The organism is Klebsiella sp. KTE92 (assembly GCF_000398905.1).
Lineage (GTDB): Bacteria > Pseudomonadota > Gammaproteobacteria > Enterobacterales > Enterobacteriaceae > Klebsiella > Klebsiella variicola.
On sequence record NZ_KB976100.1, the window covers coordinates 3,416,555 to 3,441,716 of the forward strand.

The 25,162-nt window shown below is 54.8% G+C and carries 23 protein-coding genes, 3 tRNA genes and 2 pseudogenes; 9 read left to right on the forward strand and 19 right to left on the reverse strand.

The features are described 5' to 3' along the window. Nucleotides 1-21: 21 nt before the first annotated feature. Nucleotides 22-1,161, reverse strand: a complete 1,140-nt coding sequence (locus tag A1WC_RS09380; protein ID WP_016161395.1) for a glycoside hydrolase family 88/105 protein — start codon at nt 1,159-1,161, stop codon at nt 22-24. Nucleotides 1,162-1,165: 4 nt separating this feature from the next. Next, the gene (locus tag A1WC_RS09375) at nt 1,166-2,749 is read right to left on the reverse strand and encodes an MFS transporter (protein WP_008804236.1); all 1,584 of its coding nucleotides are present in this window, start codon (nt 2,747-2,749) and stop codon (nt 1,166-1,168) included. Between the two features lie 347 nt (nt 2,750-3,096). On the opposite strand from A1WC_RS09375, the gene uspC reads away from it, so the two are divergent. Next, nucleotides 3,097-3,525, forward strand: a complete 429-nt coding sequence (gene uspC / locus A1WC_RS09370; protein WP_008804235.1) for a universal stress protein UspC — start codon at nt 3,097-3,099, stop codon at nt 3,523-3,525. A 23-nt stretch (nt 3,526-3,548) separates the two neighbouring features. Here uspC and otsA read toward each other — a convergent pair whose 3' ends face one another. The 5 genes from otsA to A1WC_RS09345 form a co-directional block, all read right to left on the reverse strand. Then, nucleotides 3,549-4,973, reverse strand: a complete 1,425-nt coding sequence (gene otsA / locus A1WC_RS09365; RefSeq protein ID WP_012967674.1) for an alpha,alpha-trehalose-phosphate synthase — start codon at nt 4,971-4,973, stop codon at nt 3,549-3,551. Then, nucleotides 4,948-5,736, reverse strand: a complete 789-nt coding sequence (otsB, locus tag A1WC_RS09360) for a trehalose-phosphatase (protein WP_008804233.1) — start codon at nt 5,734-5,736, stop codon at nt 4,948-4,950. The genes otsA and otsB overlap by 26 nt, the downstream gene beginning before the upstream one ends. Before the next feature lie 161 nt (nt 5,737-5,897). Beyond that, nucleotides 5,898-6,878 carry an L-arabinose ABC transporter permease AraH gene (gene araH, locus A1WC_RS09355; RefSeq protein WP_004203438.1) on the reverse strand — a complete coding sequence of 327 codons (981 nt, stop codon included), beginning with the start codon at nt 6,876-6,878 and terminating at the stop codon, nt 5,898-5,900. Between the two features lie 14 nt (nt 6,879-6,892). Continuing rightward, a complete protein-coding gene (gene araG, locus A1WC_RS09350; RefSeq protein ID WP_016161396.1) occupies nt 6,893-8,407 on the reverse strand; it encodes an L-arabinose ABC transporter ATP-binding protein AraG in 1,515 nt (504 codons plus the stop codon). A gap of 60 nt (nt 8,408-8,467) precedes the next feature. Continuing rightward, the gene (locus tag A1WC_RS09345) at nt 8,468-9,448 is read right to left on the reverse strand and encodes an arabinose ABC transporter substrate-binding protein (protein ID WP_002911518.1); all 981 of its coding nucleotides are present in this window, start codon (nt 9,446-9,448) and stop codon (nt 8,468-8,470) included. A gap of 889 nt (nt 9,449-10,337) precedes the next feature. Between A1WC_RS09345 and A1WC_RS09340 the strand changes: the two genes are divergently transcribed. Then, nucleotides 10,338-10,847 (forward strand): non-heme ferritin-like protein, encoded by a 510-nt coding sequence (locus tag A1WC_RS09340; RefSeq protein ID WP_012541238.1) that lies wholly within the window; start codon nt 10,338-10,340, stop codon nt 10,845-10,847. Between the two features lie 64 nt (nt 10,848-10,911). Here A1WC_RS09340 and A1WC_RS28545 read toward each other — a convergent pair. Next, a pseudogene (locus A1WC_RS28545) lies at nt 10,912-11,076 on the reverse strand (succinate dehydrogenase). 66 nt (nt 11,077-11,142) lie between these two features. Between A1WC_RS28545 and A1WC_RS09335 the strand changes: the two are divergent. After that, complete coding sequence (locus tag A1WC_RS09335; protein WP_012541237.1) at nt 11,143-12,654, forward strand: MFS transporter; 1,512 nt, start codon at nt 11,143-11,145, stop codon at nt 12,652-12,654. Nucleotides 12,655-12,691: 37 nt separating this feature from the next. Here the strand turns inward: A1WC_RS09335 and A1WC_RS09330 are convergent, their stop codons facing one another. Further along, nucleotides 12,692-12,943, reverse strand: a complete 252-nt coding sequence (locus tag A1WC_RS09330) for a DUF2766 family protein (RefSeq protein WP_002911524.1) — start codon at nt 12,941-12,943, stop codon at nt 12,692-12,694. 150 nt (nt 12,944-13,093) lie between these two features. Here A1WC_RS09330 and A1WC_RS09325 point away from each other — a divergent pair, with 150 nt between their 5' ends. Further along, nucleotides 13,094-14,515, forward strand: coding sequence for an MFS transporter (locus A1WC_RS09325; protein ID WP_012541236.1), 1,422 nt, complete (start codon nt 13,094-13,096; stop codon nt 14,513-14,515). Between the two features lie 36 nt (nt 14,516-14,551). Here the strand turns inward: A1WC_RS09325 and A1WC_RS09320 are convergent, their stop codons facing one another. Then, nucleotides 14,552-15,190: an RpiB/LacA/LacB family sugar-phosphate isomerase gene (locus A1WC_RS09320; RefSeq protein ID WP_012967669.1), complete on the reverse strand. Its 639-nt coding sequence runs from the start codon at nt 15,188-15,190 to the stop codon at nt 14,552-14,554. A 243-nt stretch (nt 15,191-15,433) separates the two neighbouring features. Between A1WC_RS09320 and A1WC_RS28330 the strand changes: the two are divergent. Continuing rightward, nucleotides 15,434-15,544 (forward strand): annotated as a pseudogene (locus A1WC_RS28330) (hypothetical protein); the annotation flags it as partial. A gap of 57 nt (nt 15,545-15,601) precedes the next feature. Beyond that, nucleotides 15,602-16,099, forward strand: a complete 498-nt coding sequence (gene ftnA, locus A1WC_RS09315; protein WP_008804225.1) for a non-heme ferritin — start codon at nt 15,602-15,604, stop codon at nt 16,097-16,099. A 36-nt stretch (nt 16,100-16,135) separates the two neighbouring features. Here the strand turns inward: ftnA and A1WC_RS09310 are convergent, their stop codons facing one another. Continuing rightward, nucleotides 16,136-16,375, reverse strand: coding sequence for a YecH family metal-binding protein (locus A1WC_RS09310; protein ID WP_016161398.1), 240 nt, complete (start codon nt 16,373-16,375; stop codon nt 16,136-16,138). Between the two features lie 190 nt (nt 16,376-16,565). Here A1WC_RS09310 and tyrP point away from each other — a divergent pair, with 190 nt between their 5' ends. After that, complete coding sequence (gene tyrP / locus A1WC_RS09305) at nt 16,566-17,777, forward strand: tyrosine transporter TyrP (RefSeq protein ID WP_012541234.1); 1,212 nt, start codon at nt 16,566-16,568, stop codon at nt 17,775-17,777. A gap of 26 nt (nt 17,778-17,803) precedes the next feature. Here tyrP and A1WC_RS09300 read toward each other — a convergent pair whose 3' ends face one another. Together A1WC_RS09300 and A1WC_RS09295 are read right to left on the reverse strand one after the other, a co-directional pair. After that, entirely contained in the window at nt 17,804-18,472 is a 669-nt protein-coding gene (locus A1WC_RS09300) for a YecA family protein (protein WP_016161400.1), read from the reverse strand. Between the two features lie 84 nt (nt 18,473-18,556). Then, on the reverse strand, nt 18,557-19,438 hold the full coding sequence (locus tag A1WC_RS09295; protein WP_016161401.1) for a dihydrodipicolinate synthase family protein: 882 nt from the start codon (nt 19,436-19,438) through the stop codon (nt 18,557-18,559). A 329-nt stretch (nt 19,439-19,767) separates the two neighbouring features. Between A1WC_RS09295 and A1WC_RS09290 the strand changes: the two genes are divergently transcribed. Then, complete coding sequence (locus tag A1WC_RS09290; protein ID WP_012967666.1) at nt 19,768-20,658, forward strand: DUF1796 family putative cysteine peptidase; 891 nt, start codon at nt 19,768-19,770, stop codon at nt 20,656-20,658. 264 nt (nt 20,659-20,922) lie between these two features. On the opposite strand, the gene A1WC_RS09285 is transcribed toward A1WC_RS09290, so the two are convergent. The 6 genes from A1WC_RS09285 to uvrY form a co-directional block, all read right to left on the reverse strand. Then, nucleotides 20,923-21,009 (reverse strand) — tRNA-Leu (locus A1WC_RS09285). A 13-nt stretch (nt 21,010-21,022) separates the two neighbouring features. Beyond that, nucleotides 21,023-21,096 (reverse strand) — tRNA-Cys (locus tag A1WC_RS09280). Between the two features lie 40 nt (nt 21,097-21,136). Continuing rightward, nucleotides 21,137-21,212, reverse strand: a tRNA-Gly gene (locus A1WC_RS09275). 150 nt (nt 21,213-21,362) lie between these two features. Continuing rightward, nucleotides 21,363-21,911, reverse strand: coding sequence for a CDP-diacylglycerol--glycerol-3-phosphate 3-phosphatidyltransferase (gene pgsA, locus A1WC_RS09270; RefSeq protein WP_008804219.1), 549 nt, complete (start codon nt 21,909-21,911; stop codon nt 21,363-21,365). Nucleotides 21,912-21,968: 57 nt separating this feature from the next. Next, a complete protein-coding gene (gene uvrC / locus A1WC_RS09265; protein WP_016161402.1) occupies nt 21,969-23,801 on the reverse strand; it encodes an excinuclease ABC subunit UvrC in 1,833 nt (610 codons plus the stop codon). Continuing rightward, nucleotides 23,798-24,454 carry a UvrY/SirA/GacA family response regulator transcription factor gene (uvrY, locus tag A1WC_RS09260; RefSeq protein ID WP_002911539.1) on the reverse strand — a complete coding sequence of 219 codons (657 nt, stop codon included), beginning with the start codon at nt 24,452-24,454 and terminating at the stop codon, nt 23,798-23,800. The genes uvrC and uvrY overlap by 4 nt, the downstream gene beginning before the upstream one ends. Before the next feature lie 461 nt (nt 24,455-24,915). Between uvrY and A1WC_RS09255 the strand changes: the two genes are divergently transcribed. After that, complete coding sequence (locus A1WC_RS09255; RefSeq protein WP_004122104.1) at nt 24,916-25,140, forward strand: DUF2594 family protein; 225 nt, start codon at nt 24,916-24,918, stop codon at nt 25,138-25,140. Nucleotides 25,141-25,162 lie beyond the last annotated feature (22 nt).

Here is a 25,162-nt window from a genome sequence, read left to right on the forward strand (position 1 = left end):
CCCCGTCAGCGGGGCCCCTGCTCAGAAATACTTGCGCAGATACTCCGTCAGACAAAGGATCGCCATCGCCTGGCCATAGGGCATCGAGGTAAGCGGGATCTGGCGATAAAAATCAAGGTCTGCCCCCATTCCGGTGCCAAACGAGGTCTGCAGCAGCTCCCCCTGCGGCGAAATATTCTGCACAATCCCGCGAATCGCTTTTTCAGCCACCCCGGCATAGTGCTGCCCGACGTAACGCTTGCGCACCGCTTTGAGAATGCCGTAGGCAAAGCCGGCGGTCGCGGAGGCCTCAGGATAAGAGTGCGGATCGTCCAGCAGGGTATGCCACAGGCCGCTGTCGTCCTGGCATTTTGCTAAGGCGGCAATCTGTGCGTCGAGTACCGTCATCAGATAACGCCGTACCGCGTTCCCCTCGGGGAGATCCACCAGCTCCAGAAAATCCGGGATCACCATGGTGAGCCAGCTGTTGCCCCGCGCCCAGCGCGCCCGGGCAAAGTTGTGCCGTCCCTCATAGTTCCAGCCGTGAAACCACAGCCCGGTCTCCCGGTCCATCAGGTTCTGCACATGGAGCAGGAACTGGTAGGTCGCCTCCTCCACATACTGTGGGCGGTGAAGCAGCTTGCCAATTTTGGCTAACGGCAGCACGGTCATCATCAGCGTGTCATCCCACATTTGCTGATGGTTCTCCTCCGCCAGGGTCATGTGCTGCATGCCGCCCTGCTCGGTGCGCGGCATCTCATGCATCGCCCACTCCGCCCAGCTCTCCAGCCACGGCAGATACGCCATCCGGCCGGTCTCTTCAAAGCGGTATGCCAGGGTCAGGAACGGGGCCATCGTATTGACGTTTTTGGTCGTTGCCCCCTCGGCGAAGCGGTCGGCAAACCAGCGGTCGATGATATCGCGCATCTCGATATCGCCGGTTTGCTGATAATACTGATAGATGCCGTACAGCCCAACCCCGTGGGTCCACTCCCAGCCGGCCCAGCCTTTGGTATCGATCACGCGCCCGTCATCGAGGCGCAGTAAAAATTGCCCGCTCTCATCCTTAATGTTCACCAGGTTTTGCGTCACGTTGCGGATCAGTGCCTGCAGTTCGCTGCGGGCGATAAAACGCTCAGGCTGACACAGTAATGGGCTATGTTTGACCGGCCAAACTTTCATGTTATTAACCTCGGGTGTATGTCGAATTTAAAGCGCCGCCCTGGGTGAGCCCCGGGGCAGCAGGTTTATGACGATTCAGATAGCCAATATTGTTATTGCCCCACAGGCAGTCGTAAGGCATCCCCGCCAGCATTTCGACCACCGCGCGGTGTTCCGCAATGGTCTGTTCCGGCTGGGCACTGCCGAGATCGCGCATTCTGAGGGTTTCACTGCGCAGGATGCTGTGGGTGTGCAGGTTGAGCTTGAAGCGTAGCGAGACGAGGAAGCCGCAGGCTAACACCACCAGAGTGCCGACGCTGAGGATCAGCAAAATGGTATGACTCACCCCTGGCGGTTGTATTTTTTGCCCGGAGACAAACCCCGACAGCTGCATGATGATACCCACCAGCATGACCGCCCCCGCCTGCGAGGCTTTGCGGGTCAGCGTCATGATGCCGGCAAAAATTCCTTCGCGGCGCTGGCCGGTGATCGCCTCGTCGACGTCGGCAATATAGGTGTAGGTATTCCACGGTACGTAGTTAATCCCGCCGCGTCCCAGTCCGGCGACAGCAGAGATGAGCAGCAGTAAGGAATAGACGTCGCTCAGTCCGGCGTAATAGAGCAGCGCATACGAGAGCGAGCTCAGGCCAAACAGGACCACCACCATGCGGTAGGACGGCGCGGGGCCAAAGCGAATGCACAACGGGATCATGGCGATCACCGCAATAAACTGGAAGATGGCCATCGTCCCGAGCAGATTCGAGGCGACAGAGGCTTCCTGCATCAGGACAAAGACCACGTAGTAGGTAAACACGGCATTGAAGACGTCCTGGGCGATATAGCCCCCCAGATACATGCCGAGGTGCTGGCGGAAAATTTTTATCCGCAGCGTGGAGCTTAGCTCAATCACCAGGCGATTGAGGCTCTGAGCGAGGGTTAAGTTTTGTTTTTCCGCTTCCGCCCGCAGCGCCGCCTCTGACCACGCCTCACGCGGCCGTTCCCACGTGAAGCACCAGACGAAGGTCAGCATCACCGCGCACAGGACCGAGAACACCAGACTGGCATAAAAGAATGAGCTGGCATTGTCTTTCCCGAGCCAGGTGAGGAGGATCCCCGGCAGAAAGGAGGCTAAAATCGCCGACATTTGCGCCATCGAGATGCGCGCGCCGGAAAATTTGGTTTTCTGTTTAAAGTCATCGGTCATCTCTGGCACCAGCGTTTCGTAGGGCACCAGAATCATGGTGTAAACCATATCAAACAGCAGATAGGTGACGAGGTAGTACCAGAAGCCCATCTCGCCGACCCACATCGCTGAATAGCTGAATACGCACGGAATGCCGAGCAGAATAAAGAATTTTCTGCGGCCGAAGCGCTTTCCGAGCCAGGTGGTGCCGAAGTTATCGGTGAGAAAGCCCATCAGCGGGCTCACCACCGCATCCAGCACGCGGGCAGCAGCAAAAATAAGCGTGGCCTCAATTGGGGTCAGTCCGCAGAAGGTCGTGTAAAAGTAGAGTAGCCATGCGGCAGTTAGTGCTGTCGTGCCGGCGCCGAGAAAATCGCCCGCGCCGTAGGCCAGGTAGTTAGCCAGTCCAATTTTTCGTGTTTTCATCGCCGTGATCCTGTGTCTTTTATTAAAAGAACGCCGACAATCGTTCCGGATTTGCCACCGGAAGGGAGTGGGTACCTGGCTACACTAAAAGCAGTGAAACGACGTTACCTTTGTGTTTTTGCCACGGAACAACTGCCGGTGGCAAAATGACAAAGAGACGATGCCTCTACTTCACTCATTTATAAAACAGCATTTCTTTTAAATAAAAAGGTAGGTTCATTTATGTGATCTTGTGAGGAAAACACGGACTGGCGAAGAGCGTCGCAAATCACGGGAGCAACCCTTGCGCCGCTGGGGAAACAGGAGTAAAGAAAGAAGGGTTATTCCGCGTATCTCAAGGAGACCAGATGCCTTATTCACATCTGCTGGTTGCCGTCGCGCCAACGCCGGAGAGTCAGATATTAATTAAAAAAGCGGTGTCGATTGCCCGCCCCGTTAACGCGAAAGTGAGCTTTATTACCTTCGCCACGGATCCGGAAATGTATAACCAGTTCGCCGCACCGATGATGGAAAATCTGCGTGAGCTGATGCAGGAAGAAACGCGGGAGTTTCTCAATGAGCTGGCACGTCAGGCGGACTATCCGATAGAAAAAATGACCATCGCCTGCGGCGAACTGGGTCACCATGTCAAAGACTTTTGCCAGTCGCACAAGGTTGATCTGGTGATCTGCGGCAATCACAACCACTCGCTTTTCTCGCGCGCCACCTGCTCGGCGAAAAATATCGTCGGCAGTAGCGGCGTCGATGTTCTGCTGGTTTCCCTTGAAAAGGGCTAACGCCGGTTAGCCCTTTTCCTGAACTAGGCCAGTTTAGGGAAGGTGGCTATCTTCCCCCGCAGGCGGCTCTCCTCGCTGCGCGGCGAAATATGCTGCAGATCGTCGACAAAACGCGCCTGCCAGTTATGAATATCATTCTCTCTGATCACGTCCAGCATCGCGGAATGACGGGCGATACGTTCCGGCAGCGGCATGCTGAGAGCACGATCCAGCGCGGTGGCAACCTCATCGCGATCGTAAGGGTTGACGATCAGCGCGCTGGTCAGCTCCTGCGCCGCCCCGGCAAACTGCGACAGGACCAGCACCCCGGGGTTATCCGGATCCTGCGCTGCGACGTATTCTTTCGCCACCAGGTTCATGCCATCACGCAGCGGCGTCACCAGCCCGACGTCAGAGTAGCGGAAGACCTTCATCAGCAGCTTACGGTCAAAATGCTGGTTCAGGTAGTAGAGCGGGGTCCAGCCAAGCTGGCCAAACTGGCCATTGATGCGTCCGGCTGCCGTTTCCAGCTGGTGACGAATATCCTGATAGGCCTGTACATCGCCACGGGAAGTGGGCGCGATCTGGGTATAACGGATCTTGCCATGATGTTGAGGGTACTTCTCAAGCAGCGTCTCATAGGCGAGGAATCGCTCCGGCAACCCTTTCGAGTAGTCAAGCCGCTCCACGGAGAAGATATTCTTCACATTTTTCAGCTCATTCTTCAGCTGGGCCAGCTTCGGCGGCAGCGGGCCTTTGGCGTTGCGCGTAATTTCGTCCGGATCGATCCCAATCGGATAAACCTCGGTACTGAACGCCTTACCCCATGCCTGATAGCGTTTGTCCCCGAGATCGGAGAGCCGGGTCTGCATGGCAATGCTGTCAAGAAAGGCGGTTCTGTCGCTTTCGGTCTGGAAGCCCAGCAGATCGTAATCGCACAGTTGCTCCAGCAGCTCGGCATGCGGCGGTAGCGCGTTAAAAATCTCCGGCGTCGGGAATGGAATATGCAAAAAAAAGCCGATCCGGTTGTTCACTCCGCGCTTACGCAGTTCACTGGCGAACGGCAGCAGATGGTAATCATGGATCCACAGCGTATCGTCTGGCTCGATCAGCGGCAGAAGCTTGTCGGCCAGCATCGCGTTGACCCGCAGATATCCCTCCCAGGCTTCGCGCTGGAAGCTGACCAGGTCAAGACGATAGTGGAAGGCCGGCCACAGCACGGCGTTGGAAAACTGGTTGTAATATTCATCATGGTCCCGTTCATTCAGGTTGAACGACGCCCAGGAGATATTTCCGCGGGAGACCTGCTTCAGCGGCTGCTGGTCATCGCCAATTTCGCCGCTCCAGCCAAACCACAGACCCCCCGCCGCTTTCAGTGCCCCCAGGATGCCGACGGCCAGACCGCCAGCGCTCGATTTTTTATCGTCCGGTAAGGCGATACGGTTAGAGACTACGACTAAACGACTCATGGTCATCCCTCCTTTCGGTTTGCGCGTCATACGCCAAATGTTGCAACCACGTCCTTACAGCGGCGGCATCCGCCAACCGCCAGTGCGCCTGAGTTTCCCCGGCGCCGACTTTTACCGACATTCCCTGCAGTTGATTAACCACGCTAAATCCCGCCTCATCGGTCAAATCATCGCCGACAAAAACCGGTTCGCGGCCGGCAAACGGCGCCTCCTGCATGAAGGCGCTGATCGCCTCCCCTTTGTTCACTCCGCGGGGTTTAATCTCCACCACACATTTACCCAGCTGCAGTGCCAGCAGCGGGTAGCGCTGAACGATGCGCTGAGCCAGCTCCAGTACTGCGCTCTGCTGCTGCGGAGCCTGGCGGTAGTGCAGCGCGAAGGCCATCTCCTTACTCTCCAGCTCGCAGCCGGGGAGCCCCTGCAGCGCCGAGGTCAGCTCAGTCGCGATTTCATCGCGCAGCGCCGACGGCAGAGAAACGATATAGGTTTTACCATTGATATCACGGCGTTCTGCCCCGTGAACGCCGGCCAGCGGTAGCCGCCAGGGATGGGTTAGCGCGTCAAGTTCAGCCATTGAGCGCCCTGAAATCAATGCCACCGCCCCACCCTGCTGCTGGGCCAGCGCGTTGAGCGCCTGCAGCGTGTTGTCGGGTATCACCACCTGATCGGGGTGCGGTTGGATATCGGCAAGAGTACCGTCGAGGTCAAAGAAAAAAGCGTAGTTTCCGGTTAGCGCAGGCGGTACAGATATCTGGTTATCCACCCTGTTTCCTCCTTATCATGGCCAGCCGAAGCTGGTTGTTAATTATATGTTAGCCATGTAAGTATAGACAGTGTGACCAACCTCGCCATTTTTGATAGTTACCGCCAGCGAAACGGGCGCTGGCGGTAATTACTCTGTAGACTTAAAAGTTATGCCTGAAATCAGGCCGCGCGTTTGGCTTTTTGTTTGTAGCGGTCAAAAATCACCGCCGCCAGCAGGATCACACCGCGCACGACGTATTGTGAGAAAGGCGAGATGTTCAGCAGGTTCATCGCGTTCTCCACGGTCCCGAGGATCAGGATCCCGGCGACCACGTAGGAGATCTTGCCGATCCCGCCCTTCAGCGATACCCCGCCCAGCACGCAGGCTGAAATAACAATCAGCTCATAGCCAATGGAGGTCATCGGCTGGCCGCTGGTCATCCGCGACGCCAGAATGATCCCCGCGGCGGCCGATACCAGACCGGAGAGCACAAAGATAATAATCTTGGTGCGCACCACCGGGACCCCGGCCAGACGCGCCGCCTCTTCATTGCCGCCAATAGCCAGCGTATTACGGCCAAAGGTGGTTTTGTTTAGTAATAATCCGAAAACCACCAGGCAGGCGACCGTCAGCCAGATTGGCGCCGGCAGACCAAACCAGTTGGCGTAGCCGAGAGTGAAGAAGCGCTCATCTTCGATCCCCACCGCTTTCCCGTCGGAGATAATGTAGGCCAGGCCCCGGACGATTTGCATCGTCGCGAGGGTGGTGATCAGGGCGTTAATCTTCAGGCGCGCAATGACAAAGCCGTTGACCAGACCACTGACCGCGCCCAGCAGCAGGCCGGCGGCAATCCCCAGCCACAGGCTTTCGCTCAGGTTAATCACCACTGCGGTAGTGACCCCGGCACAGGCGATAACCGACGCCACCGACAGGTCAAAATCGCCGGAGGCCAGGCAGAAGAGCATGCCGCAGGCCACCATTCCGGACATCGAGATCGCCAGCCCCAGCCCCTTCATATTGACGAATGAGGCAAAGTTGGGCACAAAAATTACGCAGCCGATAAACAGCACAGCAAACACCACCAGCATGCCAAACTGATCCCAAATGCGGGCAAAGCTAAAGGCAGAGCGGGTAGCGCCAGACGTAGTCACAGATGACATCATTTACTCCTTACTCAGGCGACAGCCTGACTCACTTTTGGCATCGCAAGGCTTAACGCCTGCTGTTCATTGGCTTCGTCATGCAGCAGTTCGCCGGCGATTTGCCCCTCGCGCATCACCACGATGCGGTCAGCGACGCCCAGCACTTCCGGCAGGTCGCTGGAGGCAAACACCACGGCAACACCTGAGGCGGCGAGGCCATATATCACGTTGTAAATTTCATGTTTGGCGCCGACGTCGATGCCGCGGGTGGGCTCATCGAGCAGGATCACCTTCATCTCTTCCGACAGCCAGCGGCCAAGGATCGCTTTCTGCTGGTTGCCGCCCGACAGGTTCATGATCAGCTGTTCCGGGCCAGGCGTTTTAATGTTCAGCGACTGGATATGCTGATCGGCATTGTCTGCCTCCCAGGCGTTGTTGATCAGGCAGCCAGCGTGAATATGCTTGCGCCGGGCGCTGATATTGATATTGTCGCGTACGGAGTGAACCGGAATAATCCCCTCTGCTTTGCGATCTTCCGGGCACAGCATCATCCCGGCCTGGATGGCCTGGGCCGGTTTACGAATGTCGACGGGCTGGCCATCGATATACACCTGACCGCCGGTGATCCGGGTGCCGCCAAATAAGCCTTTCATCAGTTCGCTGCGCCCGGCGCCCACCAGCCCGAACAGGCCGACGATTTCGCCACTGCGTACCGAGAGGCTGACCGGCGTACGCACGCCCGGTGCTTTGACCTCCTCCAGACGCAGCCGCTCTTCGCCATAGGGGCGAGGTTTCCAGCCGTATATATCGCCCAGATTGCGCCCCACCATCGCCTGAACCAGGGCGTCATGACTGACGCTCGGCATATCGTCAAAAGTGCAGACATAGCGGCCATCCTTAAAGACGGTGATGGCATCGCTGAGGGCAAAAATTTCTTCCATCCGGTGCGAAACATAGATGATGACTCGCCCCTCCTCCCGCAGTTCGCGGATAACGCGAAACAGATTGTCTATCTCGCGGGCGGAGAGCGAACTGGTCGGTTCATCGAAAGCGATGATCTTGGCATTGCGCGCCAGCGCTTTGGCAATCTCCACCATCTGCCACTGGCCTATAGAGAGATACTTCAGCGGCGTCTCCGGATCGATATCCAGCCCCAGATGTTCCAGCTGCAGGCGGGCCTCATAGTTGAGCAACGATCGGTTGACGATACCGCCTCTGTGCGGTAGCTGGCCAAGATAGATATTTTCGGCGACGGTCATCTCCGGGATCAGATGCAGCTCCTGGTAGATAATCGCCACGCCGGCGTTCAGCGCCTCCATGGTATTGCTGAACGCCATCTGCTGGCCGCCGATCTGCAGGTGGCCAGCGGTCGGAATATAGTTGCCGCTGAGAATTTTCAGCAGCGTCGATTTGCCTGCGCCATTTTCACCCATCAGCGCGTGGATCTGTCCGGGGTAGCAGTCAAAACTGATATCGGACAAAGCCTTTACGCCAGGGAACGTCATGGTGATGCCGCGAAATGAGAGATAAGGGGTAGACTGTTGCATAACGACTCCGCTCTTCAGCACTCAGCCCCCGCCGCGGCGGGGGCCAGTTCAACCGGGCTGTTACAGCCCTTTTTTCGCCAGCTCTTCTTTGAAGTTATCGCGGGTAATCAGCACCACATCGGTCACCGCCGTGAACTTCGGCGGCTCAACGCCCTTAGTGACCCAGTTGTAGAGCATTTCGCTGGTTTTATAGCCATGAATATCCGGGCTTGGCAGCAGGGAACCATAGAAGCCGGTCGGTTGCGCCTTCGACAGTTCGTTGACCGCATCCACACCGTTGATGCCGATGCCAATCACATCCGGTGCTTTAAAGCCCTGGCCTTCAGTGGCACGCACGCCGCCGAGCACGGTGTTGTCGTTCATCCCCACGATCAGCCAGTGTTTCACCTGCGGGTGCTGGACCAGCATGGAGTTACCGGCGTCAAACGCCCCCGGGATATCGTTAGATTTTGTCGGCACGCGGTAGATTTGCGCGTCCGGGAAGCCGGCTGCCTTCAGGGCATCGATGGAGCCGGTGGTGCGACGACGGGCGGTGTCCAGCTCATCGGCGGTGATAGCCATCACCGCGGTGTCTTTAACATCCCAGCCGCGTTTTTGCATCTCTTTATAGAGTTCCTGCCCCTGGCGGGCGCCGATTTCGCTGGCCGCCATCATCACCAGCGGTACGCTCTCCATCGGTTTGCCTTTCGCATTGACGAACTGGTCATCGACGGTAATGACCTTCATGTCATAGCCGCGCGCTTTGGCGACAATCGCCGACCCGAGCTTGGGATCGGGGGTACAGATGACAAAGCCCTTCGCGCCGCTGGCTGCCAGGCTGTCGATTGCGTTGAGGGTTTTCTCACCATCCGGAACCGCAATTTTAATGACGTCAAACCCTAAATCTTTTCCTGCTTTATCAGCAAATTTCCACTCAGTCTGGAACCATGGCTCTTCCGGCTGCTTCACCAGAAAACCCAGTTTCAAATTTTCCGCCATAGCTGATTGTGACATAACCGCAGCGAGACCAATGGCCGCCAGCGCTTTAGTAAATTTGTGCATGGTAAACTCCAGCTTTAATTCGCTTTCATGTAGGGAAAAATCGGAATTAACAATTTTATCGGCATCAAAACAAGGCATTAGAAAAATCGCATTCCCCACTGCCGTTGTTAGAGTAGTAATACCCGGAAATTATTTCTCCATACGAGAGCATTATCACATCGCGGAATTACAGTAATTGCGTGCATACATTTAGCAAAAAATGACATAAAAAATGACACAATTGTCATACAATTTTACCGGGCTATAGCAGGATCATCTATACCACCAGCAGACTTATCCTTGTGATGTCAGAGGATGTTTAACAGAGGGTTACAGCGCTGTTATCCCCGGCGATTGCCGGCCTCGTAAAGGGCGCTCGCCTCTGTGCCTCTTAAGTGACAACAGCCCCGTATCGCCGGGCGACCGGGACCGCTTAATATCGCGAAAAAACGGATCTTTTCCGTAATTAATACCGAATTGAAAAAATATTCCGCTTCAAATAAAAGCCTGCAACAAAAAATAAAAATAATGATCATTAGCCAGAAACATTACGCTTGAAATAACTTATTCCGCTCTGTTCTACGACAAATTTCGTAGTCAAATACCTATAACTTATCACTAACGCGATGCCAGCAAGCCCCGGCCAACGGCACATGATTTCAGTCCAGATACCCTCTAAAAATAATGGTGTAACAAAACGTAAATTACCGCGATTGAGAGTTTTCTTAATTCCGTTGAGCGAGTATTCTTAAATCGTCGGCAAATGGAAAAAATACCCGACTCATACGGAATGTGTAGAGTTTTATTATTCTGCAACAGTGCCGCGTGTCACTATTTTATCTTGTGGTTATCCGCAGGATCTGTCGACACGCATCAGTAACCCCTTCCCGGTTAATAAGGATATTTTTTTATGGCAGTTCCAGGAATGGCACAAAAGCTAAACACCCAGATGAATCTTGAGTTTCACGCCTCTAACGTTTACCTGAACTTAAGCGAGTGGTGTGCCCGGCATCGCTTCGACGGCGCCGCGACATTTTTGCGCACCCGCGCGCAAAGCAGCATTACCCTCACCATGCGCGTATTTGACTATCTGAAAAAAGCCGGCAGCTGGCCGATAGTGAATCCCGACCGCGCCTGTAATCCCGAATGCACCTCGCTGGAAGATCTGTTTACCCAAACCCTGAACGATTACCAACAGCGAAGCAGTATGCTGAGCGGTCTTGCCGAAGAAGCCAGGGCACAAAGCGACGACAACACCTGGCGATTTCTGACGCTGCTGGCGGAAGAGCAGCAACAGGATGGTCTGCTGTTGCAAAGCGTGCTTGAGGAAATCCGCAATGCCGATAAAGCTGGTCTCGGAATGGAGCAGACCGATCGGCGTCTGATGGCATTGGTCGGAGAACCACGGAAGCCGCATTAGTCAGTCATTTTCGCTCTGTCAGGGGGAGCGTGCCCACGCTGCCCCGTCTCTCGCTTTAAATCAGTTATGTCAATTTTTCCACCTCATTTATTCCCCAATAGAATAAAAAAGTTTTAACGCGATCGCATTCCCTCGTCACCGTTACCCCTTCTCAGGGATTAGTGAGCGCGGTCACTTTTTATCAAGCCACAAAGAAATATAAAAACAGTGTTTCAAAAATATAAAACACGAGGTTTATTTTTTTATGGCTAGATATACGGCTTCAGCCCCTGAAGGGCTGCAGGGAAGACCGATCTTGTTACGCCATCAGTTAGCTTACGGCGGTGGTAATCTGTTGGGGAGTGGCGCGCTGGCGATAAGCGGCGCCTGGCTGCTCTATTTTTATACGACTTTTTGCGGCCTGACGCTGATCGAGGCCTCATTTATCTTCTCCGTCGCCAGCATCATCGATGCTATCAGCAACCCGCTGATGGGCTATCTCACCGATAACTTTGGCAAAACGCGCTTAGGCAAGCGCTTTGGCCGCCGGCGTTTCTTTCTGCTGATCGGCATCCCCTTGATGATGTTCTACCCGCTGCTGTGGGTGGAAGGCCTGAGTTTCTGGTACTACCTCTGCACCTATGTGGTGTTTGAGATCATCTACACCTCTATCATGGTGCCTTATGAAACGCTGGCGACAGAGATGACCGATGATTTCTCGCTGCGCTCAAAACTGACCGGCTATAAAGCCATTTTCGGCAAGCTAGCCAACTTCCTTGCGGCGTTTATTCCCGGACAGTTCATTCTGCTGTATGGCAAAGATTCTGCCACCCCTTTCTTCCTCACCGGTCTGACCTACGGCGTTATCCTCATCGTCGCGATTTCCTGCCTGTGGCTTTGCAGCTGGGAACGAAAGCGCGAGGAAGAGATAGAAACCAGCGCCAGGAAAGGGCTGCTGAGCACCCTGCTGTCGCTGGCAAAAGACATGCGTTCCACCTTTTATCTGCGCGTATTCCGCAAACATCTTGGTATGTACCTGTGCGGGTTTGGCGCTGAATGGCTGTTTGCCTCCATCTTTACCTATTTCGTGATATTCGTTCTTCAGCACGACCCGGCGATGGTCGCCGGACTGAATAGCCTGAACTCGATTCTGCAACTGATCTCTACAGCGCTGTTTATCGGCCTGTGCGTAAAAAAAGGCTTCAGTAAACCCTATATTCTGGCGCTGGGGATCGTGATTTTCGCGGTCCTGCTGTATACCTCGCTGTGGTTCTTCCATCTGCCGTCAGGCCTGGCGACGGTGCTGATGTTCGGCATTACCGTACTGTTCGGCCTGGGTACCGGCGGGGTTTACTACATTCCCTGGACCGTTTACACCTTCCTGGCCGATGTCGATGAGATCTACACCGGACGCCGTCGGGAAGGGATCTATGCCGGCGCCATGACCTTCTCAGGGAAAATTCTGCGCTCGATTGTGGTGTTCTCGATGGGGGCGATCCTGAGCTTCTACGGTTTCCAGTCAAAAGCGCACAGCCAACCGGAAAGCGCGGTGACCGCTATCGCGGTGGTATTCTGCGTCGGGGTGATCGCGTTAGCGTTGGCCGCCATCGTCTTCAGCAAGCAGATGAAGCTGGATCGTAAAGCTCATCTGGTGGTGCTGCAGGAAGTCGCGCGGATCAAAGCGGGCGGAAAAATCAGCGATATCGCGCCGGATGTACGAGTTATCGTGGAGGATCTGGTCGGTCATCGCTACGAAGAGTGTTGGGGCAACAGCAAATTGTTCAAAGATGCTGCCCCTGCGCCTGCGCAGACCGTCGTTTCCCATTAAAGAAGAAGGCCCCGCCGGTAAACGGCGAGGCCTGTTATTAATGCGTCTCTTCCTGCGGGGTAAACTTCAGCTCAATCAATGCGATCGCTTTTTGCACCGCGCGAAGGGTCACCGGATCGGCAGAGGCCGGATGGCTGGCGAAGTCGATAGCTTTCAGCTGAGTAGTCATTTTTTCACGCACTTCCACGGGCGCAATGACGTCAATGACATCAAGGATCTGTTTGATAACCAGCTGGCAAGCAACCACATCGGAAACCAGCTCATCGTGTTCGGTAAGATGTTGAGACATTAATTACTCCTTTTTTCAGGAGCGTAATAGTACCCTAAATTTTCACAGATAAAAAAACCTGCCGTCGCAGGTTTTTTTATCTACCCTACTGGCTGGCGGAACTTCTCCTGCCGCTTTGCTCAGGCTCACATTCTTGATGGCAGTGACAACATGAATACCGCGATCTCTTCCAGAGACGAACGTGCTTTTTCAGCGCCTGCGCTGCTGGTGGCCGGTGCTTTTTTTATGGAGTTTCTCGACGGGACGGTGATCGCCACCGCGCTGCCCGATATGGCGAAAGATTTTGGCGTCACCGCGGTCGAGCTGAATATCGGCATCAGCGCCTATCTGATCACCCTCGCGGTACTGATCCCGGCCAGCGGTTGGATCGCCGATCGCTTCGGCGCCCGCGCTATTTTTACCCTCGCCCTGGCGATCTTTACCCTTGCCTCGGTCTTCTGCGGCCTCTCCACCGAGGTGCATACTTTTGTCGCCATGCGTATCCTGCAGGGGATCGGAGGCGCGCTGATGGTCCCTGTCGGTCGCCTGGCGGTACTGCGAACCACGCCGAAACACCTGCTGATCAAAGCCATCGCTACCCTCACCTGGCCGGCGCTGGTGGCCCCCATTATCGGCCCGCCTTTGGGCGGCTTTATCACCCGCTACGCCAGCTGGCACTGGATCTTCTTTATCAATGTCCCGCTGGGCCTCGCAGCCATCATCCTTGCGCTGCGCATTATCCCTGATATTCGCGAAACGGAACGGCGCTCCTTCGATCTCACCGGCTTTATCACCACCGCAGTCGCGATGGTCAGTCTGGTCACCGCGATGGAACGGCTCGGCGATCGCCAGCCGCAGATCTGGCCGACGCTGGCTCTCGCCGTGCTTGGCTTCGGCTGTCTGACATATGCTATACGCCACTTCCGCCGGGCGACGGCGCCCATGGTTCGTCTCGACGCCCTGCAGGTGCCAACGTTCCGGGTGACGATGTATGGCGGCTCGCTGTTCCGCTCCTCCATCAGCGCGGTCCCCTTTCTGCTGCCGCTGCTGTTTCAGGTAGGGTTCGGCATGGATCCCTTCCACTCCGGCCTGCTGGTGCTGGCGGTGTTTGTCGGCAATTTGACCATCAAACCCGCCACCACGCCGCTGATCCGCTGGCTGGGCTTTCGCCGACTGCTGTTGATCAACGGTGCACTGAACGTCTGTTCACTGCTGGCCTGTGCGCTGCTCACGCCGCAGACGCCGGTCTGGGCCATCATGTTAATCCTTTATCTCGGCGGGGTATTTCGCTCGATCCAGTTTACGGGCGTAAGCACGCTGGCCTTTGCCGATGTCCCCGCCGCGCAGATGAGTGATGCCAATACGCTGTTCAGTACCGCGTCGCAGCTGGCGGTGGGGCTGGGGATCACGCTCGGGGCGATTGGCATTCGCCTGGGCGAGCAGGTCGGCGACTGGCTGCACCTTTCCACGCTGCCGGGGATCAGCTTTCGTCTGTCGTTTGTCTTTATCGCGGTGATCTGTCTGGTAGGGATGATCGACAGCCTGCATCTGGCCAAAACGGCCGGCAGCAGCGTGTCGGAGAAGAAGAAATAATGATGGAAGGGCCAGCGGCGCTGGCCCTGATGACTGTTAACCGACGATCTGGCGAACGAAGGCTTCGATGGCTTTATCCTGACAGTTTTCGAAGAAGCACTGCTGGAAGCGTGGGCCGGATACCGCGGTTTTCACCAGCTCCGGATCGATGGCGCGCAGGGTGTCGAGATAGTTTTCTTTTACCACTGCCGCTTTAACCTGGTTGAGGATCCCGGCATTTCGCACCTGCGGCTCTTTGCGCTCCGGCGGATAACCTTCGCCGTTGCGGCCGGTAAACGCTTTTTCAAAGATAAAGCGTACATTCAGCTCCGCGCCCCAGCCGAAACCTTTGGCAAACGGTAGGGACAGCGCATTACCATTGTTGATCTGAGCAAACAGGAACGCGTCCGCCGGATCGATACAGTAGCCGCAGACCACGCCCGGGTGAATATTCAGCGACATCAGCGCCCCCTGACCGGTACCGCAGCCGGTGACCACGAAGTCGACCGCTTTCGAATTCAGCAGGATGCTGGCCATGATCCCGAGGTGAATGTAGGTCAGATGATGATCGTGCTCATCGCTCATGCCGACGTTGAACACCGGGAATCCTTTTTCGTCAGCAACGGCGCTAAGCTCCTTAAGGATGATGGCGTTTTTGTTCGCCTGGCTGTTCTCCATCATCAGTGCAATCTTCATGGTTTACTCTCCTGAATGCTGTGCGGGCCTGCCCGCAGAATGTCATTGGCGTTGACTGCACTCTACTACCTGGAAAACAAACTTTCAAATTTTATGAAAAGTTGTTTTAAAAATTACGCAGCGCTTCACACTTTCGCCCTCTCCGCCAGTCCAGTCGCCAGGTCCCCGCCCCCAGGCATGCCCCCCTCACCTCGCGCGCTCTACCTCGCAGCCCGTTGGCCGGTCATACCATTTTCCACCACAATTAATAATAAATTAAAACCATTCTCATTTATTATTAAATTGCCAATGCGTGTTATTCCCATTAGCATTTTAAATAAAACATTTTTAAATTTACTTTTTGCAAATAATTAAATAACAAATTATAGTGGCAGCCGATAACATCTATTTTTTAATTCCAGGAGCGCGACAATGCTGAAAACGGAAATGATCGACAAACTGAATGAACAGATGAATCTTGAACTTTATTCTTCTCTTCTTTATCAGCAGATGAGCGCCTGGTGCAGTTACCACAGTTTTGAAGGGGCTGCGGCCTTCCTGCGTCGCCATGCCCAGGAAGAGATGACCCATATGCAGCGCCTGTTCGACTACCTGACCGACACCGGTAGCCTGCCGCGCATCAACGCGATCGCCTCCCCGTTTGCCGAATATGCCTCACTGGACGAGCTGTTCCGCCAGACCTATGAGCACGAGCAGCTGATCACGCAAAAAATTAATGAACTGGCGCACGCCGCCATGACCAGTCAGGATTACCCGACCTTTAATTTCCTGCAGTGGTATGTCGCTGAACAGCACGAAGAAGAGAAATTATTTAAATCGGTGATTGATAAACTGACCCTCGTTGGAAAAAGTGGCGAAGGTCTGTACTTTATCGATAAAGAACTGGCGACCCTCGACACACAGAATTAATCTTCCGCGCCGCGACACCCCCGTGTCGCGGCCATTTTAATGCCGGCAAATCTTATTTTCTGCGGTAGTAAAACCTTCCTCTCTGGCAATAAATTTGCCTTTTTTCTCTAAAAACGCCACCAGCTCTGCGGCGCTTAGATGCTCTGCTGAACAGGTGTGAAACCGCGCCTCTTCGCCAAAGCGGCGGCGAATGGCGGCCTCCAGCGAGGCGACCGTCCAGGACTCACCCGAGGCGAGCATCATCTGTAAAACTTCATGACCATGAATAGAAGACATAACCCCTCCTGAAAACCACCAGCTTAGGCCAGCCATGCCATCGGCGCCTTGCGCCAGCGCAGGCTTTCGCACCCTTAAATGCGTAAAGATAAAATTACAGTACTTGTAACCCTCATTTGACGAATGCTGTAATATCCCCTACTCTGCGCGGCATAATTTATTGTTATTAGCTGTAGGGATAGCGAAAAGCGTGAAAAACCGCACTCTGGGCAGTATTTTAATCGTAGCTGGCACCACTATCGGTGCAGGAATGTTGGCGATGCCCTTGGCCGCCGCCGGCGTCGGGTTTGCCGTCACGCTGGGTTTACTTTTCACCTTGTGGGCGTTGATGTGCTATACCGCCCTGTTGCTGCTGGAAGTCTACCAGCACGTGCCTGCCGACATGGGGCTCGGTTCCCTGGCCGCACGCTATCTGGGCCGTTACGGGCAGTGGGTTACCGGGTTCTGCATGCTGTTTCTGCTGTATGCCCTCACGGCGGCCTATATCAGTGGCGCCGGTGAATTGCTCGCCTCCAGCCTCAACCAGTGGCTGGACTGGCAGCTGCCGCCGGCGGCCGGCGTACTTTTGTTTACGGCGCTGGGCGGGGCGGTGGTGTGCATCGGTACCTCGCTGGTCGACTTATTCAATCGCTTCCTGTTCAGCGCCAAAATCATCTTTCTGGTGATTATGCTGGCGCTACTGATGCCGCATATTCATCAGGTCAATCTGTTGACGCTGCCGGTTGAGCAAGGCCTGGCCCTGTCCGCCATTCCGGTGATCTTTACCTCCTTTGGTTTTCACGGCAGTGTGCCGAGCATCGTCAGCTATCTTGGCGGCGATATCCGTAAACTGCGCCGGGTATTTATTATCGGCAGCTTTATTCCGCTGGTGGCTTATATTTTCTGGCAGCTGGCGACGCTGGGGAGTATCAACCCTCCCGCTTTTACCGCGCTGCTGGCCAAAAACGCCGGTCTGAACGGTCTGCTGGAGGCGATCCGCGAAGTGGTGGCGTCGCCGCACGTGGAGCTGGCCGTACACCTGTTTGCCGACCTCGCGCTGGCGACCTCATTCCTCGGCGTCTCGCTCGGCTTGTTTGATTACCTGGCCGATGTGTTTCAACGCAAAAACAGCGTCAGCGGACGTCTGCAGAGCGGCGCGATCACCTTCCTGCCGCCGGTGGCGTTCGCCCTGTTCTATCCCCGCGGTTTTGTTATGGCCCTGGGCTACGCCGGGGTGGCACTCGCCGTGCTGGCCCTGATGTTGCCTGCCCTGCTGGCAATGAAGAGCCGCCGACAACATCCGCAGGCTGCCTGGCGGGTGGTCGGCGGCGCGCCGGCGCTGTGGCTGGTTCTGCTGTGCGGGATCGGTATTGTGGCGATTCAGTTCAGTATCGTCGCCGGACTGCTGCCTGCGGTGGGATAAAAAAGGGGCCGGCTGGCCCCCAGGTTTTATTTTGCTAAGCAGCACTGCTTATACTTTTTTCCGCTCCCGCACGGGCAGGGATCGTTGCGTCCGACCTTCGCCTCATTTCTGACCGGCTGCGGAACCACCACCGGCTGGGGATTCGCCATCCAGTACTGGTAAAGCGCCAGCGCCGCCGGCGTGATACGCTCGATGCTGTCGATAAACTCATCCGCCGTCAGATTATCCAGCGCGGTAAACTGCGCTTCGCTGCCGTGGAGCGCGATAGCGTCCAGCGCCGGCTGAAGTTCAGCGGGCAGCATCGACCAGTCGCTCAGCGCTACGCCGCGCAGGTAGCCAAAGCACCACTCTTCGACGATCGTCAGCTCCTGACCTTCCGCTTCGCGGGTGCCAAACAGCGGTTCGAACTGATCGGGATAGGACTCCAGGCGTTCAGCGATGTCGCTCATATGCTGCAGCGTCAGATCGACAAAGCGATCGCGCTCGCGGTCGTTGGCCCAGCGCGGCACATTATCCGCCCCGCCCCAGATCGCCACCAGCCACTGAGCTGGTTCGATATCGGTCGGCGCAGAGAGAATAGCCGTCAGCAGGCCATCCAGTTCAGACACATCCAGAATAGCGCCTTCGGTGGCGTATTTCGCCAGCGTCTCGTCCAGCCATTCCAGTTCGTTTTCGTTTAAAGGTCCGGTATTCATTCACAGGCTCGCATGGTAAAAATCGGGCCTACAGTAGCCGAATTGCCGACAGAAAGCCACCAGGCGCTGCACGGCCCATGCCCATCAGGCCAGGCCGTGCAGCGCCGCCGCCACGTCGCGAATGGCCTCCTCCCCTAACGGCAGCAAGGGGCGGGGAAGGCAGTCAGGGTCGCACAGCCCCAGAATGGCCGCCGCGCTGGCGATTACCCGCAGGCTGCCGCCATAGCGGTCAAAGCATCGCCAGAGAGGGGCCAGCTGCGCATTCAGCGCCGCAACCCGTGCCGCGTCACCAGAACGAATCGCCCTTACCAGCGCCCCTGAAAGCTGGGGAAAGAGCCCGCCGCAAACCGAGTACCAGACTTGGCAACAGGCCTGCAATCCCGCCGTCGCCAGGGCATCGCCGCTGGCGCCAAGCGTAACGCGGGCAGGAAGATGACGGCGTAGCGTTGCCACCCGCTCACTCGCCTGCGGCTCAGGCAAGCCGGGAATTTTAATCGAGGCGATGGCCGGCAAGGCAGCGATGCGCCCCTGCAGCTCATCCGCCAGCGTGACGTGAGTGGTGCGGGGATTGTCATACAGGCAAACCGGAACCGAGACGTGCCGACAGACCTCTTCGTAGAAGGCAAAGATCTCCTCCGCAGAAAGCGGCTGATAGGACATCATCGGCAGTAATAACGCATCCGCCCCGGCCTGCTGGGCATCCTCCACCAGGCGCAGCACCTCGCTGGTAGCGATGGCGCCGACGCCAACCATCATCGGGATCGACCCAACATGCGCTTTCGCCACCTGCACCACCCGCTTGCGCTGCTCACGATTCAGATACGCGTAGCTGCCGGTCGAGCCTAAGATGCCCAGAGAGTCGACTCCGGTATCGGTAAGACGAGAGAGAATACGGATAAACGCCTTTTCATCAAGATGCTGCTGATGCAGCGGCGTCAACGGAAATGCGCAAAGCCCTGTGAACATGATGCCTCCGGCAGGCTGGGATAAAAGTCCGGTTGATAGTAGCAAGGAGAGATCGTTTTGTCCTGGGACAAATGAACGATCGCCGCTGAGCGTGATGTATTCATTCGCCTGCGTGCGATGCTCTCCTCCGGGATATTTTCCCTGTCAGTTCAGGCATCAGGATCCGTAGATTCTGGCGAGCGTCTTCAATAACCGCGTCCTCTGTAGCCGCCCGTATTTCCTCGATTGCCAATATCCTGTCTATTTGACATAATCCCATACAATTTGTATGCCTACCTGTTTTAGCAGCAATAAAATAAAGAAAGACTACAGCTTCAATTGGATAAAAAATGAGATATGACATTAAAGAAAAATACCTAAAAATACATCTAATAAAAACAACCTATAAAATGCTACTCGGTCGACCGGCAGATAGCGATGGTCTGAAAAACTACCTCAACGCCATTGCTAATAAGTCACTTGCAGAATCAGCAGAACTTCTTAACTCATCGCTGATGCATAGCGACGAGTTTATTGCTTTCACGAAATCCAGAATGTCATCTGATAAATTCAGTTACACACCACAAGCGTTAACAGAGAGTGCTCCTGATGATTCAATGCACGTCAAACATATTGTCTCCCTGGGCAGCCATTGTTTAACTTCATGGACATTGAAAAAATTCAACCTGAAAAAGATATCACTGCCTTTTGACTGGCTATTTTCCTGTCCGGCGATGATTATCGACTGCCTGAGGGATGATTTTACCTCATTTTTAGATAAAAATGAGTACAGCTCATTACGTCGCCAGTCGCGAGAACCCGGAGCACACCACAATAAATACAAAGAAAAATATCGTCTGAATGATATATTCACGCATCGCGACCCAAATACTCCTGCTGATTATGAGTATTACGTCCGCGCGGTTAAAAGATTCAGAAACATATTAAAAAGCAAAGAAGGGAAGCTTTTTGTGATTTGCTGTAGAGAGGAAATAGATATAGCAAAGCAACTCCCTGAATTAGTCACTGAACTTTCTCACCACACGACTAATTTCTATCTGTTGGCTTTTGCCTTGCAGAAACCCGCCTATCTTCAACTGGAGCGTATATCTTCGGGTGAAAATTATTCACTATATAGTTTGACACCTGAGTCTGAAGAAAGATTTACCGGAAAATTCTCCTCGCTTACGGATGAGATGGTAATTATATCTAAAGTCCTTTCGTTCAACCTCGAACTCTAGAGACGGTTTCACCTCCGGCCTCTGGCACGCAGAGTATCGATTTGCCTCCCCCTGCCGGTTTGGGGGAGCGAAATCATCCCAACGACATTATTCCACGAGGCGCGACGGTTTAGCCGGGTGCGGTTATCCTGGGGGAAGAGCAAGGTGGACAAGAAAACTAGTATGAAGTGATATTATGAAATGGGTGGTTTTGAAACAAAAAAACCACCCGTAGGTGGTTTCACGACACTGCTTATTGCTTTGATTATTCTGCTTTTATCCCAATGGTACCCGGAGTGGGACTTGAACCCACACAGCGCGAACGCCGAGGGATTTTAAATCCCTTGTGTCTACCGATTCCACCATCCGGGCTCGGGATAGAAAGTGGAGGCGCGTTCCGGAGTCGAACCGGACTAGACGGATTTGCAATCCGCTACATAACCGCTTTGCTAACGCGCCTTTAATACTGAAGCACCCGCTACTGCCGATGCTGTTAATCTGGAGCGGGAAACGAGACTCGAACTCGCGACCCCGACCTTGGCAAGGTCGTGCTCTACCAACTGAGCTATTCCCGCATTATCAAGTTATTTGCTAATCACTTGATTTTGTTATCGTCTGGAAGACTGTGCCGCCGTTCGATGCGTTGCATTCTACTTATCTCTCGCGGTGAGTCAACGGTATTTTTCGCAACTTTGCATCGTTTGCTGAAAATAACGGCGAAACGATCACTGATCAAGCAAATCGCCGCGCGCCGCGTTCAGATACTGCAGCATCGACCACAGCGTCAGCACCGCCGCCACGAGGAAAAGCGCGATCCCGGCCCACTCTACCCATGGATAAGGACGCCACAGCATCCATACCAGGGCGGCCATCTGTGCGGTCGTTTTAACTTTGCCAATCCACGAGACCGCCACGCTGCTGCGTTTCCCCAGCTCAGCCATCCATTCGCGCAGTGCCGAAATAATAATTTCACGCGCGATCATGGTCGCCGCCGGCAGCGTGACCCACCAGGTGTGATAGTGCTCGGCAACCAGCACCATGGCGATAGCCACCATGACTTTATCCGCCACCGGGTCCAGGAAGGCGCCAAACCGGGTGCTCTGATTCCAGCGACGAGCCAGAAAACCATCAAACCAGTCGGTCACGGCGGCGACAAAGAAAATTAACGCGCAGGCAAACGGCGCCCAGCTAAAGGGGAGATAAAACGCCAGCACAAAGAACGGGATGAGGATGACGCGAAACAGAGTAAGCAACGTAGGGATATTAAATTGCATAGTGACGGGTAACTATCTGTTGTAAGTAAAAATTAGCCCTATGTTGCTACAGAGCCCCTAATGTTTCAACGAGTAGAAGATCTTTTCTGCCAGACCGTGAGAGATGCCCGGTACTTTAGCAATTTCCTCGACGCTGGCCTGCTGCAGCCCCTGCAGCCCACCCATATACTTCAGCAGCATCTGGCGACGCTTCGGCCCTACTCCCTCGATAGTCTCAAGCGAGCTGGTGCTCTTCACTTTCGCCCGTTTTTTACGATGTCCGGAAATCGCATGATCGTGCGATTCATCGCGGATGTGCTGGATTACGTGCAGAGCGGGCGAATCCGGCGGCAGGCTAAACCCCTCGCCTTCCGGTTCAAAGAATAACGTTTCCAGGCCGGCTTTACGATCGCTGCCTTTCGCCACGCCCAACAGCAGCGGATGATGTTTATCCCAGGGAACATCCAGTTCGGCAAACACCGCTTTCGCCTGCGCCAGCTGCCCCTTTCCGCCATCTATCAGGATCACATCCGGAATTTTATTATCATCAATCGCTTTACCATAGCGACGGCGCAGGACCTGATTCATCGCCGCATAGTCATCGCCCGGGGTGATGCCGGTGATATTATAGCGCCGGTACTCCGCACGCAGCGGACCATTGCTGTCAAACACCACGCAGGACGCCACGGTCTGCTCGCCCATGGTGTGGCTGATGTCAAAGCACTCCATTCGCTTCACGGCCGGCAGTTCCAGCACGGTGGCCAGCGCCTGCAGGCGCTGATGAATGGTCGACTGCTGAGCCAACTTAGTGGTTAACGCCGTCGCGGCGTTGGTGCGCGCCAGCTTAAGGTAACGCGCTCTGTCGCCGCGCGGTTTAGTCTGTACATTGATTCGACGTCCCGCCAGCTCCGACAGCGACTCGGCCAGCAGCGTCTTATCACCAAGGCTGAAGTCGAGCAAAATCTCCCCCGGCAGGGTACGCATCTGGCTACCCTGCAGGTAGAACTGACCGACAAACGTCTCTACGACCTCTCCCAGCTCAGTGCCGCCCGGCACTTTCGGGAAGTAGCTCCGGCTGCCCAGCACTTTGCCCTGGCGGATAAACAGCACATGGACGCAGGCCATTCCGGCCTCAAAGGCGACGCCGATAACGTCAAGATCGTCGCCGGTATTAGAAACAAACTGTTTCTCCGTCACCCGGCGGACCGCCTGAATCTGGTCGCGAATGCGCGCGGCCTCTTCAAACTCCAGACTTTGGCTCGCTTTCTCCATTCTGGCGATGAGCTGGGTCAGGACCTGATCGTCCTTGCCGGCAAGGAACAGCCGTACATACTCAACCTGCTGAGCATACTCTTCTTCGCTGACCAGCCCCGCCACGCACGGCCCCAGACAGCGGCCAATCTGATACTGCAGGCAGGGACGCGAGCGGTTGCGATAGACGCTATTTTCGCACTGGCGAACAGGAAAAATTTTCTGCAGCAGCGCCAGGGTCTCCCGCACGGCATAGCCGTTGGGGAAAGGACCAAAGTACTCGCCTTTCGCATGTTTGGCGCCGCGATGCATCGCCAGACGTGGATGAGTATCACCGCTGAGGAAAATAAAAGGATAAGACTTATCATCGCGCAACAGCACGTTGTAACGCGGCTGGTACAGCTTGATATAGTTGTGCTCCAGCAGCAGCGCTTCCGTCTCGGTGTGAGTGACGGTCACGTCAATCTGCGCAATCAGCGCCACCAGCGCTTCGGTTTTACGCGACGCGAGATTGCTGCGGAAATAGCTGCTGAGCCGCTTTTTCAGATCTTTGGCTTTGCCAACATAGATGACGGTCCCGCCAGCATCATACATCCGATACACACCGGGCTGGCTGGTCACCGTTTTCAGGAAAGCTTTTGCGTCAAAAACATCACTCACTGGCTTGCTAACGACTCCGCATTACACAGGCCATGGCGAATTGCCAGGTGGGTCAGCTCCACATCGCCATGAATGTTTAATTTGCTGAACATTCGGTAGCGATAGCTGTTAACCGTTTTGGGACTCAGATTGAGCTGCTCTGAGATCTCATTCACCTTCTGACCTTTGGTGATCATCAGCATAATCTGCAATTCGCGTTCAGACAAACTGGCAAACGGCGATTCCGTTTTTTCCGGTTCAATCTGACTTAGCGCCATTTGCTGAGCAATATCGGAAGCAATGTAACGTTGTCCGGACGCCACGCAGCGGATCGCATTCACCACTTCCTGCGGTGCAGCACCCTTGCTAAGATAGCCCGCCGCCCCCGCCTGCATGACCTTGGCAGGTAGAGGATTCTCGGTATGCACGGTGAGCATGATCACTTTCGTGCCCGCCACGGAGCGCGCGATTTTGCGCGTGGCTTCAAGACCACCGATCCCGGGCATGTTCATGTCCATCAGGACGACATCTGCGGAATTAGCCCGGCACCACTTCACGGCGTCCTCGCCGCAACAGGCTTCGCCAGCGACTTTAATCCCTTTTATATCTTCCAGAATGCGTCGTATCCCTGCGCGCACCAGTTCGTGGTCATCAACAAGAAGAACGTTGATCAAAGGAATAATCTCCAGAATGAGGGATAACGCTACTGATACTTTATCTCCCACATATTACCGGGTTTTATTGCTAATTTAAAAGGCAAAAAAATGCCCTCACCTCGATTTGCCGCTCATTTATGGCAATGTCTGTGCACACATAGTGGAAAGTCATTGAGAACAGTCAGTTGCCGTCGTCTTATTTTTTAACAATCCTCATACAGAAAGCACAAAAAACACAACAGATTACGTAGCGCATAAATACGCAGCAAAATATGTAACAAATATTAACGTGCTAAATAGATGGAATAAATTAATGGCGGCCTGGCGGCTATTACGTATTATCCGAAGCACTGAATCATTCACAGCTCAGATGAGAGAACAGAAATTAAGCACTCCTTTTTTTCCCGTCGCTTGTGGTATACTGCGCGGCCTTCACATTGGGTAAGGCGCATTAGCGCAGCGAGTAAACGAGGATATCGATGAGCACACCAGATTTTTCCACTGCAGAAAATAATCAAGAACTGGCGCAGGAAGTCTCCTGCCTGAAAGCGATGATAACGCTGATGCTGCAGGCGATGGGCCAGGCGGATGCGGGTCGCGTGATTATTAAAATGGAAAAGCAGATCGCGCAGATGGAAGATGAGGCTCAGGCTGCCGTATTCTCCAGCACCGTTAAGCAAATTAAACAAGCTTACCGTCAGTAATCCTGTACCGGCTGAAAGTATC